This is a genomic window from Microbacterium sp. NPDC056234, from assembly GCF_042267585.1.
GTDB lineage: Bacteria > Actinomycetota > Actinomycetes > Actinomycetales > Microbacteriaceae > Microbacterium.
This window is the reverse complement of sequence record NZ_JBHJTE010000001.1, coordinates 1,052,914-1,069,586: the sequence shown is the minus strand read 5'-3', so window position 1 is coordinate 1,069,586 and position 16,673 is coordinate 1,052,914. Positions and strand designations below refer to the sequence as shown.

Here is a 16,673-nt window from a genome sequence, read left to right as displayed (position 1 = left end):
GTGCGGGTCGGATCAGGACGTCGCGGGCACGCCGATCGAGTCGCGCCAGACCACCCGCTGCAGGCCCGTCGCCGCGGGCGGAACCGGCTCGCGCCGCACCGTCGCGATGAGCCGCCGCATCGAGTTCGCCCCCAGCGCCTCACGGTCTTGGATGACCGACGTCAGTGACGGGACCAGGTACTCGCTCTGTTCGAGGTCATCCCAGCCCGTGACGCTCATGCGCCCTGGCACCGACCACCCGCGCAGCACCGCGGCGCGGATGGCGCCGGTCGCGACGAGATCGTTGGCGGCGATCAGCGCGAACGGAGCCGTCTCGTCCGGCAGCGCCGCGATGGGATCATGACCGGCCGGCGGGTGCCAGCTTCCCGTGATCACGCCCATGGACTCGAGCCCGAGACGCTCGATCGTGGCGAGGTAGGCATCGCGGCGCGCGATCGCAGAGGGGAATGTGAGGTCCCCGGTGATGTGCAGGAAGCGTCGATGCCCCAGTTCGACGAGACGCTCCATCATCTCCACCACCGGCCGCGCGTCGGTGAGTTCGCCTGTGACGTGCATCCGCTCATCGAATTCGCTCAGCGACAGCACCGCGGTCCGCGTCCGATCGATCGGCGGAACCGGCGCATGCAGAGGCGTGAACGAGAGGATGCCCTCGAACTCCTCAGAGGCGACGATCTCAGCGAGCCGCTCGGCACGCGCTTCCGGCTCACCGGGCACGTACACGACCTCGACCGCGTACCCGGCCTCCTGCGCAGCGGTCGTCACGCCGTGGAGCAGAGTGAGCGGGTTCAGCGCCGAGACGGTCATGGCGACCGCCAGTCTTCCCGTCCGGTGCGTCCGCATGGATCGCGCCGCGAGATTCGGACGATAGTGCAGTTCGGCCGCCGCCTCCATCACGCGTTTCCTGGTCGGCTCGGAGATCCCGTCCCGCCCGGTGAACACGAAAGACACCGTCGATTGCGACACCCCCGCAAGCTTCGCCACATCACGACTCGTAGCCCGCTTCTCCATCCCCAGCTCCCCTCTGAACCGGCCACTCCGGAAAAAACGGTTGACGCGGCATCCGTGTTTTGCCATAGTAGCCAATACGTCTTAGTACTACGTATTAGTAGTACGTAGTAACGCTGCCGACATCAAGGAGGATGGGGACAAGCATGAGCATCGCTGAACTGCGGAGCATGTCACATGCCCGCAAGGGCAGAAGACGGACGAAGGAGGAGAGACGCGCGGCCGCGCCGGACAACAGAGCAGCCGTCGTCTTCCTCGCACCGTTCATCCTCGGCGCGGCCGTCCTGACGCTCGGGCCGATCCTGATGTCGCTGTATCTGTCGTTCACGGACTTCAACCTGCTGCAGGATCCGAATTGGGTCGGCGTCGACAACTACGCGCGGATGCTCAGTGACACCCGCCTGCACCAGTCGCTGCTGGTGACCTTCCTCTATGTGCTGATCGGAGTGCCCCTCCAGCTCGGCGTCGCGCTCGGGCTGGCGATCCTCCTCGACAAGGGCATGCGCGGTCTGGCGTTCTACCGTTCCGCGTTCTACCTGCCGAGTCTGCTCGGAGCATCCGTCGCCATCGCGATGCTGTGGCGCCTGATCTTCGGCGCCGACGGCCTCCTCAACGCCATTCTCGGCGCGCTCGGCATCGAATCGAACCAGAGCTGGATCGGCAACCCTGAGACGTCGCTGTCGACGATCATCCTGCTGCACGTCTGGATGTTCGGCTCGCCCATGGTGATCTTCCTCGCCGGGCTCCGCCAGATCCCCGCCGAGCTCTACGAGGCCGCCGCCACCGACGGGGCGCCCGCGTGGTGGCGCTTCCGCGCGATCACCCTGCCGCTGCTCACGCCGATCATCTTCTTCAACCTCGTCCTCGCGGTGATCAACTCGTTCTCCGCCTTCACGCAGGCATTCATCGTCTCCGGCGGCTCCGGAGGGCCGGCTGATTCCCTCCTCTTCTACACGCTGTACCTCTACCAGGAGGGTTTCAGCTCCTTCCGGATGGGCTACGCCTCGGCGCTCGCGTGGCTGCTGCTCATCATCATCGGCGTCCTCACCGCCGTGAACTTCTGGCTTTCCAAGTACTGGGTGCACTATGACGACTGAGAATCTTTCCACCAGGACCCTCGTTACACCGACGCGTCGGCGTGGCCCTCGCCCCTACCGTCAGCAGAGCCGTTCGATCTGGGGCCGCGCACTGCGGCAGGCGGTCATGATCATCATGGTCATCATCTCGCTGTATCCCGTGTTGTGGATGGTCGTGAGCTCACTGCGACCAGAGGGCGAGATCTTCGCGAATCCGTCGCTGATCCTCACCGACTTCGAGTGGGAGAACTACGTCTACGGGTGGACCGCACTCGGCACGCCGTTCGGGCAGTACCTGCTGAACTCGGGCGTCATCGTGCTCGGCTCGATCGTGGGCAACCTGTTCAGCTGCTCGCTCGCGGCCTACGCGTTCGCGCGCCTGCGATTCCGATTCCAGCGGCCGGCGTTCGCGTACATGCTCGTCACGCTGATGCTGCCGATCCATGTGGTGATCGTCCCGCAGTACATCCTGTGGGCGCAGTTGGGGCTGAACGATTCGTTCTGGCCGCTCATCGTGCCGAAGTTCCTCGCAACGGACGCCTTCTTCATCTTCCTGATGGTGCAGTTCATCCGAGGCCTGCCGAAGGAACTCGATGAGGCGGCGCGCATCGACGGCGCGGGACATGGTCGCATCTTCTTCCAGATCCTGCTGCCGCTCATGACCCCTGCGCTCGCGACGACGACGATCTTCACCTTCATCTGGGTGTGGAACGACTTCTTCTCGCAGCTCATCTTCCTCACGAGCCCTGGCAACTACACGGTTCCGATCGCGCTGCGATCGTTCATCGACGCGCAGTCGACGTCATCCTTCGGGGCGATGTTCGCGATGAGCGTCGTATCCATCGTCCCCCTCGTCCTCATCTTCGCGTTCGGGCAGAAGTTCCTCATCAAGGGGATCGCCACGACCGGACTCAAGTAAGCCCCGACCTCCCAGGTCTCGAACAAAGGAGAACCATGAAGCGCACGACCCTTCGCGCCGGAGCCGGCATCGTCGCCGGAGCTCTCGCGCTCGGCCTCGCCGGCTGCGGCCTCGGCACCGGCGGCGGCAACGGCGAACCGGCCGAACTCAGTGACGAACCGGTCACGATCCGCATGTACTGGTGGGGCGGCGACGCCCGACACCAGCGCACGCAGGAGGTCATCGACCTCTTCGAGGACAAGTACCCGAACATCACCGTCGAGCCCGAGTTCTCGGATTGGACCGGCTACTGGGAGAAGCTCGCGACCTCCACCGCCGGCAAGAACTCCCCCGACGTGATCCAGATGGATCAGCTCTACCTCGCCTCTTACGCCGACCGCGGCACGCTCGTCGATCTGGCCGATTACGACATCGCCACAGAGGGGATGGAGCAGAGCGTTCTCGGCATGGGCGAGTCGGACGGCGGGCTCTATGCGATTCCGATCTCGACCTCTGCGATGTCGACGATCGTGAACACGGATCTGCTGGAGCAGATCGGCGTCCCGCTCCCCGAGAACGCCGACAGCTGGACCTGGGACGAGTACATGGCCTGGGCGAAGAGCGTGACCGACGCAGCACCCGCAGGCACGTACGGCGGGTCGCTCGCCCAGAACGAGTTCATGCTGCAGCTGTTCGCGCGGCAGAACGGCGACAGCCTGTTCGAGGACGGCGACATCGCGATCGATCCCGAGACCATGGCGGCGTTCTTCCAGAACGCACTCGATTCGTCCCAGACCGGCGCGTCGGCACCGGCCTCCGCCTGGGCGGAGTCGTCGAGCCTCGCCCTGGACCAGACGCCGTTCGCCGTCGGGACCGTCGCATCGAGCTTCATCACCGCGACGCAGGTGTCCGCGTTCACGCAGGCCTCGGGCGCGAACCTCGAGCTCCTCCCCATCCCCACCACCGAGGACGGCGTGGACGACTACGACTACTTCAAGGCGGGCATGTACTGGTCGGTGTCGTCGCAGTCCAAGCATCCTGCCGAGGCGGCACTGCTGATCGACTTCTTCCTCAACGATCCGGAGGCGGTGAAGATCATCGGCAGCGAGCGCGGTCTCCCTGCGATCTCGACGACTCTGGATGTGATCGGCGACGATCTGACACCCGAGGAGATCAAGGCCGTCGACTACTCCGATTCCCGTCTCCCGTTCCTCGGCGAGGCTCCGGCGATCGTCCCCAACGGCGCCTCGGACGTGGACGCCGTGCTGCTGCGGTACATGCAGGACGTCCTGTTCGAGAACAAGACCCCTGCGGATGCGGCGACGGGCTTCATCGCCGACATGCAGAAGTCGATCGACGCCACCGGCTGATCATCAGGGCGGCCTCGATCAGAGGCCGCCCTCCGAATGAACCGGGTCTGCGCGCCCGTCATAGGACCTGACGGTCCACCCCAAGGAAGAGAGCATGCTCAGAATCGGAATCATCGGCACCGGCGGGATCGCGGATGCCCACATCAACGGATACCTCGCATTCGGCGAGGAGTGCGAGATCGTGGCTCTCGCGGATGTCGTCCCCGGCAAGGCCGCTCAGAAGGCCGAGGCCTTCGGGCTGACCGCCGCTGCGGCCTACGACGACCCGCTCGCCATGATCGCCGACGCCGGCCTCGACCTCGTCAGCGTGGCGACGCCGCCGTCGACGCACGCTGCACTGTCCATCGCGGCCCTGGATGCCGGAGTCCACGTTCTCGTCGAGAAGCCGATGGCACCCTCCCTTGAGGAATGCGACGCGATGATCGCTGCGCAGGAGCGCTCGGGAAAGATGCTCTCGGTGGTGGCGCAGAACCGATTCCGCGACGATCTCGCCGCGCTCAAGGCGGTGGTGGACTCCGGGCTGCTCGGGTCGATCTCGCACGTCCGAGTCGATTCGGCCTGGTGGCGGGGGCTGCCCTACTACGACCTGTGGTGGCGCGGCACGTGGGAGAAGGAGGGCGGCGGCTCGACTCTCAATCACGCCATCCATCACATCGATCTGCTGCTCTGGCTGCTCGGACGGCCGAGCGAGATCACGGCCATGCTGGCGAATGCCCAGCACCACAACGCCGAGGTGGAGGATCTCTCGGTCGCGGTGTTCCGCTACGACCGAGGACTGGCGCAGCTGACGAGCTCGGTCGTCCACCACGGCGAAGAGCAGGAGATCGTCATCCAGGGCGAGTACGCCAGGGTGTCGCAACCGTGGCAGGTCGTCGCCGAGCGTTCGCGACCGGACGGATTCCCTGCGCGTGAGCGCGACGACGACCTCGCCGCACGGATCGAGCAGGTCGTCGCCGACCTCGCCCCGTTGCGTCATCACGGTCACGCCGGACAGATCGGCGATCTGCTGGACGCGATCCGCACCGGACGGACAGCGATCGCCGACGGCCATGACGGTCGCAACGCGGTCGAGATCGTGACCGCGATCTATGAGGCAGGCTTCGAGCGGAAGGTCGTGACGCTCCCGCTGCCCGAAGAGGACCCCTACCGTCGCGCCGGCCACCTCGTCGCCTCCGCGCCGCACTTCTTCGAGAAGCAGCGGTCCGTCGCCGAGGCGGTCCGCGCGTGACCTCGTCGTTTCCCGGTGGCACTTCGTTGTCGGACCTGGAGGTCTACACCGACGCCGCTCCGGACGGGGTCTGCGGCGGCAGCCCGCACATGCACCTCGCATCGACCGAGGCGTACATCGTCACCGCTGGTCGAGGCGAACTGCACACGATCGATGCGGACGGCTACCGCGAGACGCCGCTCAGTCCGGGCTCGGTGGTCTGGTTCACGCCGGGGACCGTGCATCGTGCCGTGAATCTGGACGGTCTGCGCGTCATCGTGCTCATGAGCAACGCCGGGCTGCCGGAAGCCGGCGATGCCGTGCTCACCTTTCCCGCCGACGTGGTCGGTGATGCCGACTCGTACGCGGACGCGGTCTCGCTCGGCGAGCCGCAGGGACGCGACGTCAGGGCGGCCCGACGGCGCGATCTGGCTGTCGCGGGCTTCGAGGCGCTGCGCGACAGCGTGCTCGCCGGCGACCGTGGGCCCGTCGACGCCTTTCATGCGGCGGCGGCTGCGCTCGTCCGTTCGCGAGCGCAGTCCTGGCCCGCACTCGTCAGCGAGGGACCACTCGCGCAGGCGCGACGGGCGATGACGATGGCGCAGGACCTCGCCGACGGATCGTGGTCGCACCTCGGAGACGCCCGCGTGCGCACCGGGGAACCCGCGCCCGGCGCACCGGCCTTCGGGATGTGCGGTCGGCTGCGCACCTACGACTTCAGCACAGACAACGACGATCAGCAGGAGAATCAGAAGTGAGTCATTCGTACGTCTTCGCGCCGCCGCCCGAGCCCGTGGTCGCGGCCGACGAGTTCGGCTTCTCCGCCGTCGGTCTCGCGCACGGCCATGTGATCGGTATGACCCGCGGCCTCGTGGATGCGGGCGCGACCCTGCGGTCCGTCTACGATGCGGACCCGGCGAAGGTCGCCGAGTTCGCCGCGCTCTTTCCCGGAGTCCGCGTCGCGTCCAGCGAGAGCGAGGTGCTGAGCGACCCCGAGGTCCGTCTCGTCGCGAGCGCGGACATCGCGTCGGAACGCGCACCTCTCGGGTTGCGGGTCCTGGATGCAGGCAAGGACTTCTTCGTCGACAAGGCGCCCCTGACGACCTTCGAGCAGCTCGATGCCGTCCGCGAAGCGACGGCACGCACCGGACGGAAGTACGCCGTCTACTACGGCGAGCGCGTGCATTCCGAGGCGGCGATCCTCGCCGGCCAGCTCGTCGCGCAGGGCGCGATCGGCACGGTGCTCCAGGTCTCGGCGTTCGGTCCGCATCGCGTCGGGACCGGCCGTCCCGACTGGTTCTTCGACCCTGCGCAGTACGGCGGGATCCTGTGCGACATCGGCAGCCACAACTTCGAGCAGATGCTGTACTACACCGGGGCCACCGACGGCGAGATCGTCAGCGCGACGGTGGCGAACTACGCGCACCGTGACACTCCGGGTCTGCAGGACTTCGGCGACGCGCATGTGGTGCTCGACAACGGCATGACGGGGTACGTGCGTGTCGACTGGTTCACTCCCGCGGGCCTCGAGGTGTTCGGGGACGGCCGGACCATCCTTCTCGGCACGGACGGATACATCGAGATGCGCAAGTACGTCGACATCACGACCGACAACGGTCCGGGTCAGGTGCTGCTCGTCAACCAGAACGGCCAGTACCGGTTCGATGCCATCGGCAGGACGGGTTTTCCGTTCTTCGGTCAACTGATCCGCGATTGCCTCGATCGCACGGAGGTCGCGATGACTCAGGCCCATGCGCTGAAGGCAGCGGAACTGAGCCTGCAGGCGCAGTCGTCGGCACGTGTGCTCGCCGGATGACGATCCTCAGCTGAACAGCACGATCGCATACGCCGCGAACATCACCAGGTGCGCAGCACCGTGCATCGCGGTCGCCTTCTTGGACGCGAAGGTCGCGACCGAGAGCACGAGCGTCGCGCCGAGCAGCAGCATGTCAGCGGGCGTCTCCGCCAGGACGACCGTCTGCCCCGTGAACAGGCCGATGACGAGAACTGCCGGAATCGTCAGGCCGACCGTGGAGACGAGGGCACCGTGGCACAGGTTGCTGACGCGTTGCGCCTCGCCGGCCAGCGCCGCGCGCACGGAGGTGATGGATTCGGGCAGGAAGACGATGGCGGCGATCAGCACGCCCGCCAGTGCCGGCGGAGCGCCCAGCCGACCGAGACCGTCGTCGAGCAGTGCGGCCATGTCGTGGGAGAGCAGCACGATCGGCACCACGGTGACGACCAGCAGCACGAGTCGCGTGATGATCTCGCGGCGGTGCTCCCTGAAGACGTCGCCGATGGGCGTGTGCGCGCCCGCATCCGCACGGGATGCCGCAGCATCCGGCTCTGTGAAGTCGACGGCCCTCGGGCCCATCTGCTGAAAGAGGAAGAACCCGTATACGGCGAGGGTCAGCACGATGACGGGGATCTCCTGACCCGCGGTGTACGCCCCGTCGGTGCCGATCGCGGCCGGCAGACCGAAGGCGAGCACGCTCAGGACGATCAGCATCGTCAGGTAGGCGGAGGCGCCGACGCGGTTGTGCCGCAGTCCGCCGTGGCGAAGCCCGCCGATCAGCAGGCAGAGGCCGATGACGAGGTTGAGGATGATCATCGACACCGCCATCACGGAGTCTCGGGCGATGGTCGTGTGATCGCCGGGACCGAGCATGACCGCTGCGATGAGGATCACCTCGATGAGCACGATCGACAGCGTCAGCACCAGCGAGCCGTACGGATCGCCCAGGCGGTGGGCGAGCGCTTCGGCCTGCTTGACCACGCCGAACGCGCAGACGAGGATGACCGCGACGATCCCGGTCAGCGCCAGGATCAGGGTGACGGGCGGCGCCGGCGCGTCCAGAATCGGATGGATCAGAAGCAGGACGACGAAGGCGCCCCATCCGAGTCCGATGCGGGTGAGGTCCGCCGGTCCGACCAGTCGGGTACGCATTGCTGTCTCCTTCGGGCGGGGCCGTCCCCGAAAGAATGTCACGATCCGGGTCGTCCCGGTCGCAATGTCGTACCTGGATTCTACGCTGGGTGGCATGACCGACGGCTATGACCCCACGTTCCTGGATGCTGAGGTGCCACTGCCTCAGCCGGCCGGTCAGGCGATCGCTCTCCCCTATCCGCGGTTCACGGTTCTCCTCGACCCGGAGCGGAAGCTCGCGGCCGTCACAGGCGTCAACATCGACGGGTCGCAGTTGCGCGAGGTGTCGAGGTCGGGCGACTGGCGGCTCGATCCGAGAGCGGATGCCGATCAGCAGGCCGGACCGGACGTGTACGCGCGCAACGATCTCGACCGCGGCCATCTCGTTCGACGGCGCGACCCCGGCTGGGGAGCTGCCGACGAGGCGCGCGACGCCACCGAGGCCACCTTCTTCTACCCGAACGCCGCCCCGCAGGCCTCCGGATTCAACCAGTCCAAAGAGCTCTGGCTCGGGCTCGAAGACCACGTGCTGTCGTACGCCGAGACGACGGATCAGCGCGTTTCGGTGTTCACCGCTCCCGTGCTGGCAGCCGCGGACCCGCCGTACCGCGGCATCCGGATCCCGTTGCGATTCTGGAAGGTCGCCGCCTGGAACGGCCCGACCGGTCTCGCGGCCGCCGGGTTCCTGCTGGACCAGTCCGAGCTCGTCGACGTCCGCGAGGGAGTTCTCGCTGCGCCGCCGCTGGGCGCGTTCCGGACCTTCCAGGTGCCGATCGCGGAGATCGCGGAGGCGGCGCGGATCGATCTCGGGCCGCTGTCCGATGCGGATGGGCTGGCGGCGCAGGCGGCCCGGCCCGGCACGCGGCGCGAGCTCGGTTCTCTGGAGGATGTGCGCCTGCGGTGACCCGTCAGGATCTTGTCGGCCGCAACGGGAGCAGCTCGGGGTGCGCCGTGCGTTCGTCGAGCCAGGAGCGCAGAATGCGGTTGAAGAGTGCGGGATCCTCCGCGTTCCACGCATGGTGCATTCCCGGCGCGAGCCCGATCGTCGCGTCCGGACGCGCAGTGCGAATCACCTCGAGGCTGTCGTGGAAATACCGCATCTCACGCTCTCCCGCGATTGCCATGAGCGGGGCGGCGATGTCCTCCAGCCGTGTCACGCCTCCGGGGTAGACCTCCCGCAGCTGCTCGGTCAGCTTCGCACGGGAGATCGGCGGGCAGCTCGCCACGAACCGCTCCGCCTCCGCGCTCTCCATACCGAACTGGCGCGCCATGCCCGCCCAATCGAAGCGCCGGTTCCAGAGCGCGAGCGCCACTCGGTTCATCAGGCGCATCGACGGACGATAGGGAAGCACCGAGGCTCCGGTGACGAACACACTCGCCACGTGCTGGGGATGGTGAGCGGCGAGGTGCAGCGCGACGATGCCGCCGAGAGACAGTCCGACGACATCCACGGGCGCTCCCGCTTCCGCATCGATGAACGCCGCCAGCCGTGCCGCGACGGCACCGAAGTCGCCCCACGGCTCATCCCGTCGCGACAGGTACCCTGGCAGGTCGGGAGCGAGAGCGACACGGTCGTCGAAGGCCGGCAGCTGCCCAGCCCAGCTCCAGCCGCCGACCGTTCCTCCGTGGAGGAAGAGCACCGGGCGCGTCACGAGCTCTCCTCCGATCCGAGACCGGATCGGAGAGCATCGAGCCATTCGAGATGCTCATCGTGCTCGCGGATGCCCTGATCCAGAGTCATGGAGCGCAACCATCCTGCACGGTCGGAGCGCGGGTCCGGGTGCGGAGTCTCGGCGCGGACCGCAGCGAGTGCCTCCCGCGCGACCGTCGCGTCCGCTGCGCGGCCATCGATCAGCGCCGAGATCTCGCCGTCGTCGAGATCACCGGCGAAGAACATCCGAGCGACGAAGGAGTCGCGAGGCGCCTGCGACTCCGGCGGGGCGACGAGCCACGCGTGCAGCATCTTGCGCCCCTGGTCGGTGATGTGGTGGACGATGCGGTCAGGAGCGTTCGTTCCCGGCACGACCTCGATACGGGCGAGGCCCTCGTCGACCAGCTTCGCGAGCGTGCGGTAGATCTGCGCCTTGTCGGCGCGCCAGAAGTACGCTGCTGACGTCGCGAAGGCGCGCATGAGGTCATAGCCGGTCATCGGATGCACGGCGAGGAAACCGAGGATGATGCGGGACAGCGTCATGTCGCCAGTGAAGCACACCCTAGGAGACTAATCAACTAGGAGCGTTGACCTCTGCAAACTGTTGAGCCGCCGCCACGTATCCTGACCTCATGACCCGTGGCTTCGCGACGTGCGGTCCGGTGCGCATCGCCTGGTCGAACGCTGCGGATGCCACCGCGGCCGGCCTCTCCCCCGACGACCGCACGCGGTATGAGCAGCTGTCCCCGTCTCGTGCCATGCGATTCCTCGCCGGACGCGCGCTGCTCACGCAACTGGTGCACGACCTCGGCGAACCGGACGCGCGACTGAGCACACGCTGCGACAACTGCGGATCCACGGAACACGGCCGGGTGCACACGGTCACCGGCAGCGTCTTCGTCAGCATCAGCTACGCCGGTGGTCTCGCGTTCGCGGCCGCGGCATCCGCGGAGGACACCGGAGCCATCGGCGTCGATGCCGAACCAGATTCCGGAGCGGGCGCCCTGCACGAACTCGCTCCGCTGTTCGCGCCCGCACCGCCGCCGGACATCCACGGGTGGACGCTCATCGAGGCGGCTGTGAAAGCCGACGGGCGGGGTCTGCGCATCCCCGTCGCGGACGTGCGACTTCGCACGCTACCCGGCCATCACCTGCCCGGCGGACGAATCGTCCAGCTCCCGCCCGATCGACGCATCGAGGCCGCCCCCGTATCCGGCCCGGACGGCTTCGTCCTCAGCGTCGCGATCGATCCAGCCCGAGGATCGGGCCGGTGATGGGCGCCGCCGCGTCGTCGGGCCCGCCGTCCGGCAACGGCGGCAGCTGAGGCCTCCGCAACCAGGCGTCGAAGAACTCCTCGAGCGGTCGCCCGAGCTGCTCTTCGGCCAGCGCGGTGAAGTCATCGGTGTCGGCGGTGGCGAGCGCGTGGCGAGCCGTCCAGGCACGCAGCAGGCCGAAGAACGCGTCGTCGTCGCTCGCGATGAGCCGCAGCGCGTGCAAGGCGATCGCACCGCGCTTGTAGACGCGGTCGTCGAACATGGTGTCGGGACCGGGGTCGATGAGCACGATGTCCTGCGGCAGCTCCGCCAGCCGCGCATGATGCGCGAGCGCCTTGGCGTGCGCGCTCGGTCCTCCGGAGCGTTCGGACCAGACCCACTCGGCGTAGCAGGCGAAACCTTCGTTGAGCCAGATGTCGCTCCAGCGCGACAGCCCCACGCTGTTCCCGAACCACTGGTGGGCGAGCTCGTGCGCGACGAGCCGCTCCAGAGCGCCGGACCCGTCGATGTGATTCGCGCCGAAGATGCCCATCGCCTGTGCTTCGAGCGGGATCTCCAACTCGTCCGCGGTCACCACGATCGTGTATCCGCCGAACGGGTACGGGCCGAAGACATCCTCGAAGACGGTCATCATCCGGCCGAGATCCGCGAAATCCGCGTGCACTCTGGCTTGCAGCGTCCGCGGGTAGAACAGACGGCCCGAGACCGAGCCGAGTGCGACGGCCTCCTCCGTGTAGCGCCCGATCTGCAACGTCATGAGGTAGGTCGGCGTCGGCGCGTCGACGCGGAACGTCCAGCTCGGGCGTCCGCGATCCGTGCCGCGTTCGGGCGCCACCGGCCCCACGGCGACGTACTCGGGGTCGGTCGTCACCTGCACGGCGTAGGTCGCCTTGTCGGACGGCACGTCGTTGCAGGGGAACCATGTGGGAGCCCCCGTGGGCTGCGAGGCGACCAGCGCGCCGTCCTCGAGCTCCTCGAAGCCGATCGAGCCCCACCGGGTCCGTCGAGGTTTCGGCGCGCCGGCGTAGATGATCTCGACGGCGCATCGATCGCCCGCCACCGCCGCACGATCGAGCGAGATCTTCACCTTGCGGTCGTTCTGCGAGAACCGCACGGCTGCGCCGTCCACCCGCACCTTCGTCGCACGGAGACCGACGAGATCCAGCGAGATCGCCTTGGTCTCCGCGACCACACGCACGTCGAGCACCGCGCGGCCCTTGAGCCGATTGGTCGACAGCTTGTAGTCCAGACTCAGGTCGTAGTGCTCGACTCTGATGCGGTCGTCACCGGCCTGCGGAGTGTACGCATCGCTGGAATGCATCAGTCGGCCACCTGGTACGCGCGCACCTTCACGGCCCGCCACGGCCCGATCGGGTTGCCGCTCCAACGGCTTCCGGCAGGCACGGTCTCGCCGCGCATCACGAGGGATGCGGGGCCCACCGTCGCATCCGCAGCGATGGTCGCCGCGGGCAGCACGACCGAGTGCGGGCCGAGAGTCGCTCCGGATTCCAGCGTCACCGTGTCGATGCTCATCACTCGATCATGGAACAGATGCGTCTGAACCACACATCCGCGGTTGACCGTGGCGCCGTCGCCGAGTTCGACCAGGTCGGGTTCGGGCAGCCAGTAGCTGTCGGTCCAGACGCCGCGCCCGATCCGCGCGCCGAGCGTGCGCAACCAGACCACCAGCGCCGGCGTGCCCGCGGCCGCGTTCGTGAACCAGGGCGCTGCGACCATCTCGGTGAACGCGTCGGCGACCTCGGTGCGCCACACGAAGGTCGACCACAGCGGATGCTCGCCGCGACGGATCGGCCCGACGAACGCCCACTTCGCTCCCGTGGTGATCGCCGCGGCGACCGCCCCCGCGATGAGCATCACCGCGCCGGAGAGCACGAGCGCCAGGAACAGGCCGCCCATGTCGATGAGCGCCGAGAGCACGACGAGCACCGCGAGTCCGATCGCGCACGTGACGACGACGGGGATGACGCGGCACAGTTCCCACAGCGTCCGCGCGACGCGCAGACCGGGGCGCGGACGGTAGGTGCGCTCGAGGTCGGCCTCGTTCACCACGCGGCGCAACCGCACTGCAGGCGAACCCAGCCAGCTGGACCCTGCCTTCGCCTTCTCGGGCGCGACCGACAGCACGGCGACGAGACCGTCCTTCGGCACGCGGTGCCCGGCGGCGGCAAGACCGGAATTGCCGAGGAAGGCCCGCTTCCCGATGCGGGCCGGTGCGATCCTCATCCATCCGCCGCTGAGCTCGTAGGTCGCGACCATGGTGTCGTCCGCGAGGAACGCGCCGTCGTCGATCGTCGTCATGGACGGCAGCAGCAGCACCGTGGACGCTTCGACATCACGACCGACCTTCGCTCCCAGCATCCGCAACCAGGTCGGGGTGAACAGACTGGAGTAGATCGGGAAGAGGAGGGTGCGGGCCGAATCCAGCAGCCGCTCGGTCGTCCACGCCTGCCAGGCGATGCGGCTGTGCACCGGGTGCACGCCCTCGTCGAGTCCGATCGCCAGCAGCCGCACGCACAGCACGACCGCGGATGCGAACACGAGCCCGGTCACGAGCACAGCGGGCACGAGCCAGACGAGCATCGGGCCGATGGCCCCGCCGAGCGACCCTGCCCCGCGGATGCCGGAGGCCAGGACGAGGCCGCCGAGGGCGAAGGCGAGGAACGGCAGCAATCCGAGCAGCGCGGATGAGGCGCCGTACGCCCACATCCAGCGGCGTCGCTGCGGGGGCGCGGTCGGCGCGAGCGGCGTGCTCGTTCCGCCGACGCGCACGGCCGGCGAACCGGCCCAGCGCTGACCGGCGCGTACCCGGCCGAACACCGCGGATCCGGGAGCGATCTCGGCACCGCGCCCGATCTTCGTCCCTGGCGCCAGTGTGCTGCGGGCGCCGATCGTCGCGTCGGCGCCGATCCGGATCGCACCGATGCGCACGGTGTCGCCGTCGATCCAGTGACCGGCGAGGTCGACCTCCGGCTCGATGGCCGCGCCGTCGCCGACATGCAGCATCCCTGTCACCGGAGGCAGCGAGTGCAGGTCCACGCCCTTTCCGATGCGCGCGCCGAGCGCGCGGGCGTACAACGACACCCACGGAGCACCCGCCAAGCCGATCGGATCCACCTGGTGCGCGACCTGCTCGGCCAGCCAGAGGCGCAGATGCACCGCGCCGCCGCGCGGATAGTCGCCGCCCCGGACACCGGCGAGGAGCGACCGCGCGGCGAGCGCGGCGATCCCCATCCGGCCGAACGGTGTCGTGAACAGCACGAGCCCGACGATGATCGCCCAGCCGGGGGCATCCGGCAGGAACTCGAAGCCCGGCATCAACTGCAGCAGCCAGCTCGCCGTGAGCAGCCAGGTCGTCCAGCGCGCTCCGCTGAGGATGAACAGCGGGATGCCCAGGATCGTCTGCACCCACTGCATCCGCCGTGGGGTGGGCCGCGCCGCCGTGACGTCGCGCTCGGTCTCGTCGACCGATTCGTCGTCGACGGCATCCGCCATCTGCCTCAGCCGCGGCAGGTCGTACACGTCGGCCATCGTGAATTCGGGGGCTCGCGTGCGAATGCGCGAGACGAGTTGAGCCGCGGCCAGGGATCCGCCGCCGAGCTGGAAGAAATCCGCGCCTTCGTCGTCGGGGCGCACCCCGATCACGGCGAACCACTGCTCGGCCAGCCACGCGGCCGTGCCGGAGAGCGACGAGTCGGCGGCATCCGTGTCGGTCAGGGGCCACGGGAGTGCGGCCTTGTCGACCTTGCCGGACGTGCGCACCGGCAGGTCGTCGACCGTCGCCAGCAGCGGGATGAGCGGGGCGGGCAGCGACTCGGCGAGTTGGGCGCGCGCGCTGACCCGATCGAAGCCGTCGCCGGGGACGACGTAGCCGACGAGCAGGGCGATGCCCGCCTCGGTCCTGCGCACGGCGACCGCGGCTGCGGCGACGCCGTCCACGGCCTGGAGAGCGGACTCGACCTCGCCGAGCTCGATGCGGCGTCCGCCGATCTTGACCTGGTCGTCGACGCGGCCCTGGAAGATCAGCCCGTCGGGGTCGGCTCGGACCATGTCTCCAGAGCGGTAGGCGCGGTCCCAGCCGAGAGTCGGCATGGGCGCATACTTCTCGGCATCCTTCGCGGGGTCGAGGTACCGAGCGAGGCCGACGCCGCCGATGATCAGCTCGCCCGGTTCGCCGTCGGCGACCGGCATGCCCTCGGCGTCGACGACGGCGAGGGCCCAGCCGTCCAGCGGAAGGCCGATGCGCACCGGGCCGTCGCCGTCGAGCAGCGCGGCGCAGGCGACGACGGTCGCCTCGGTCGGGCCGTAGGTGTTCCAGAGCTCGCGGCCCTCGCCGACGAGGCGGGCGACGAGCTCGGGCGGGCACGCCTCACCGCCGAAGATCAGAAGGCGGACGTTCTCGACGGTGTCCTGCGGCCAGAGGGCCGCGAGCGTGGGGACCGTCGAGACGACCGTGATGCCGTGACCGACCAGCCACGGGCCGAGGTCCTCACCGGAGCGCACCAGCGCGCGCGGTGCCGGCACCAGACAGGCGCCATGACGCCACGCGAGCCACATCTCCTCGCATGACGCGTCGAACGCGACCGAGAGACCCGCGAGCACGCGGTCACCGGGGCCGAGAGGAGAGTCCTGCAGGAAGAGGTTGGCCTCGGCATCCACGAATGCCGCGGCCGAGCGATGCGAGACCGCGACGCCCTTCGGCGTCCCCGTCGACCCGGAGGTGAAGATGATCCACGCGTCGTCCTCCGGGGTCGGCGGAGGAACGATCGGGGTCGACATCGTGCTCGGGTGCGGCTCGGGCGCGCTGAAGAGGCCGCCCGCGTGCGCCGGATCGGATGCCGCGTCGTCCGAGGCGGATGCCGCGGCGGGGCGGAAGACGCCACCCGTGCCGATGACGCCGCGTACGCCTGCTTCTCCGAAGACGAGGTCGGCACGCTCCTGAGGGTCGTCCGCGTCGACCGGTACGTACGCCGCACCGACGGCGAGCACCGAGAGGATGGCCGTGTAGAGGCCGCGGTCGCCGGATGGCATGCGGACACCCACCCGGTCGTCGCGCCGGACGCCCTGATCGTGCAGGCGCGCCGCCGTGACGTGCACCCGTGCCAGCAGTTCGGCGTAGCTGAGGGCGCCGTCCGAGTCCTCGATGGCCGACGCCTCCGGATGCCGCGCCGCAGTCTCACGGAGGATGTCGATCAGCGTCCGCGGCGCCGTCGCGAGCGCGCTGCGGTCGTATCCGTCCTGCACGGGG

The 16,673-nt window shown here is 68.5% G+C and carries 14 protein-coding genes; 8 read left to right on the top strand and 6 right to left on the bottom strand.

The window, feature by feature from the left end; all coding sequences use genetic code 11:
- Positions 1-12: 12 nt before the first annotated feature.
- Positions 13-1,008 carry a LacI family DNA-binding transcriptional regulator gene (locus tag ACFCYE_RS05050; RefSeq protein ID WP_376176836.1) on the bottom strand — a complete coding sequence of 332 codons (996 nt, stop codon included), beginning with the start codon at positions 1,006-1,008 and terminating at the stop codon, positions 13-15.
- Between the two features lie 143 nt (positions 1,009-1,151).
- Here ACFCYE_RS05050 and ACFCYE_RS05045 point away from each other — a divergent pair, with 143 nt between their 5' ends.
- From ACFCYE_RS05045 to ACFCYE_RS05020, 6 genes are all read left to right on the top strand, one after another.
- Positions 1,152-2,102, top strand: coding sequence for a carbohydrate ABC transporter permease (locus ACFCYE_RS05045; RefSeq protein WP_376176835.1), 951 nt, complete (start codon positions 1,152-1,154; stop codon positions 2,100-2,102).
- Positions 2,092-3,000 carry a carbohydrate ABC transporter permease gene (locus ACFCYE_RS05040; protein WP_376176834.1) on the top strand — a complete coding sequence of 303 codons (909 nt, stop codon included), beginning with the start codon at positions 2,092-2,094 and terminating at the stop codon, positions 2,998-3,000. Before ACFCYE_RS05045 ends, ACFCYE_RS05040 begins: the two co-directional genes overlap by 11 nt.
- A gap of 35 nt (positions 3,001-3,035) precedes the next feature.
- Entirely contained in the window at positions 3,036-4,349 is a 1,314-nt protein-coding gene (locus tag ACFCYE_RS05035) for an ABC transporter substrate-binding protein (protein WP_376176832.1), read from the top strand.
- A 94-nt stretch (positions 4,350-4,443) separates the two neighbouring features.
- Positions 4,444-5,577, top strand: coding sequence for a Gfo/Idh/MocA family protein (locus ACFCYE_RS05030; RefSeq protein WP_376176830.1), 1,134 nt, complete (start codon positions 4,444-4,446; stop codon positions 5,575-5,577).
- Positions 5,574-6,314, top strand: coding sequence for a cupin domain-containing protein (locus tag ACFCYE_RS05025; RefSeq protein WP_376176829.1), 741 nt, complete (start codon positions 5,574-5,576; stop codon positions 6,312-6,314). The genes ACFCYE_RS05030 and ACFCYE_RS05025 overlap by 4 nt, the downstream gene beginning before the upstream one ends.
- On the top strand, positions 6,311-7,372 hold the full coding sequence (locus tag ACFCYE_RS05020) for a Gfo/Idh/MocA family protein (RefSeq protein ID WP_376176827.1): 1,062 nt from the start codon (positions 6,311-6,313) through the stop codon (positions 7,370-7,372). Before ACFCYE_RS05025 ends, ACFCYE_RS05020 begins: the two co-directional genes overlap by 4 nt.
- Positions 7,373-7,378: 6 nt before the next feature.
- Here the strand turns inward: ACFCYE_RS05020 and ACFCYE_RS05015 are convergent, their stop codons facing one another.
- The gene (locus tag ACFCYE_RS05015; protein WP_376176826.1) at positions 7,379-8,503 is read right to left on the bottom strand and encodes a calcium:proton antiporter; all 1,125 of its coding nucleotides are present in this window, start codon (positions 8,501-8,503) and stop codon (positions 7,379-7,381) included.
- Between the two features lie 94 nt (positions 8,504-8,597).
- On the opposite strand from ACFCYE_RS05015, the gene ACFCYE_RS05010 reads away from it, so the two are divergent.
- The gene (locus ACFCYE_RS05010; protein WP_376176824.1) at positions 8,598-9,386 is read left to right on the top strand and encodes a DNA/RNA non-specific endonuclease; all 789 of its coding nucleotides are present in this window, start codon (positions 8,598-8,600) and stop codon (positions 9,384-9,386) included.
- Between the two features lie 4 nt (positions 9,387-9,390).
- Here the strand turns inward: ACFCYE_RS05010 and ACFCYE_RS05005 are convergent, their stop codons facing one another.
- Positions 9,391-10,134: an alpha/beta fold hydrolase gene (locus tag ACFCYE_RS05005; RefSeq protein WP_376176822.1), complete on the bottom strand. Its 744-nt coding sequence runs from the start codon at positions 10,132-10,134 to the stop codon at positions 9,391-9,393.
- Positions 10,131-10,676, bottom strand: a complete 546-nt coding sequence (locus ACFCYE_RS05000) for a PadR family transcriptional regulator (RefSeq protein WP_376176820.1) — start codon at positions 10,674-10,676, stop codon at positions 10,131-10,133. The genes ACFCYE_RS05005 and ACFCYE_RS05000 overlap by 4 nt, the downstream gene beginning before the upstream one ends.
- 89 nt (positions 10,677-10,765) lie before the next feature.
- On the opposite strand from ACFCYE_RS05000, the gene ACFCYE_RS04995 reads away from it, so the two are divergent.
- A complete protein-coding gene (locus ACFCYE_RS04995) occupies positions 10,766-11,407 on the top strand; it encodes a hypothetical protein (RefSeq protein ID WP_376176818.1) in 642 nt (213 codons plus the stop codon).
- Here the strand turns inward: ACFCYE_RS04995 and ACFCYE_RS04990 are convergent.
- Positions 11,367-12,728 carry a M1 family metallopeptidase gene (locus tag ACFCYE_RS04990; protein ID WP_376176817.1) on the bottom strand — a complete coding sequence of 454 codons (1,362 nt, stop codon included), beginning with the start codon at positions 12,726-12,728 and terminating at the stop codon, positions 11,367-11,369. The genes ACFCYE_RS04995 and ACFCYE_RS04990 overlap by 41 nt on opposite strands.
- Positions 12,728-16,669, bottom strand: coding sequence for a Pls/PosA family non-ribosomal peptide synthetase (locus ACFCYE_RS04985; protein WP_376176815.1), 3,942 nt, complete (start codon positions 16,667-16,669; stop codon positions 12,728-12,730). Before ACFCYE_RS04985 ends, ACFCYE_RS04990 begins: the two co-directional genes overlap by 1 nt.
- Positions 16,670-16,673: the final 4 nt, after the last annotated feature.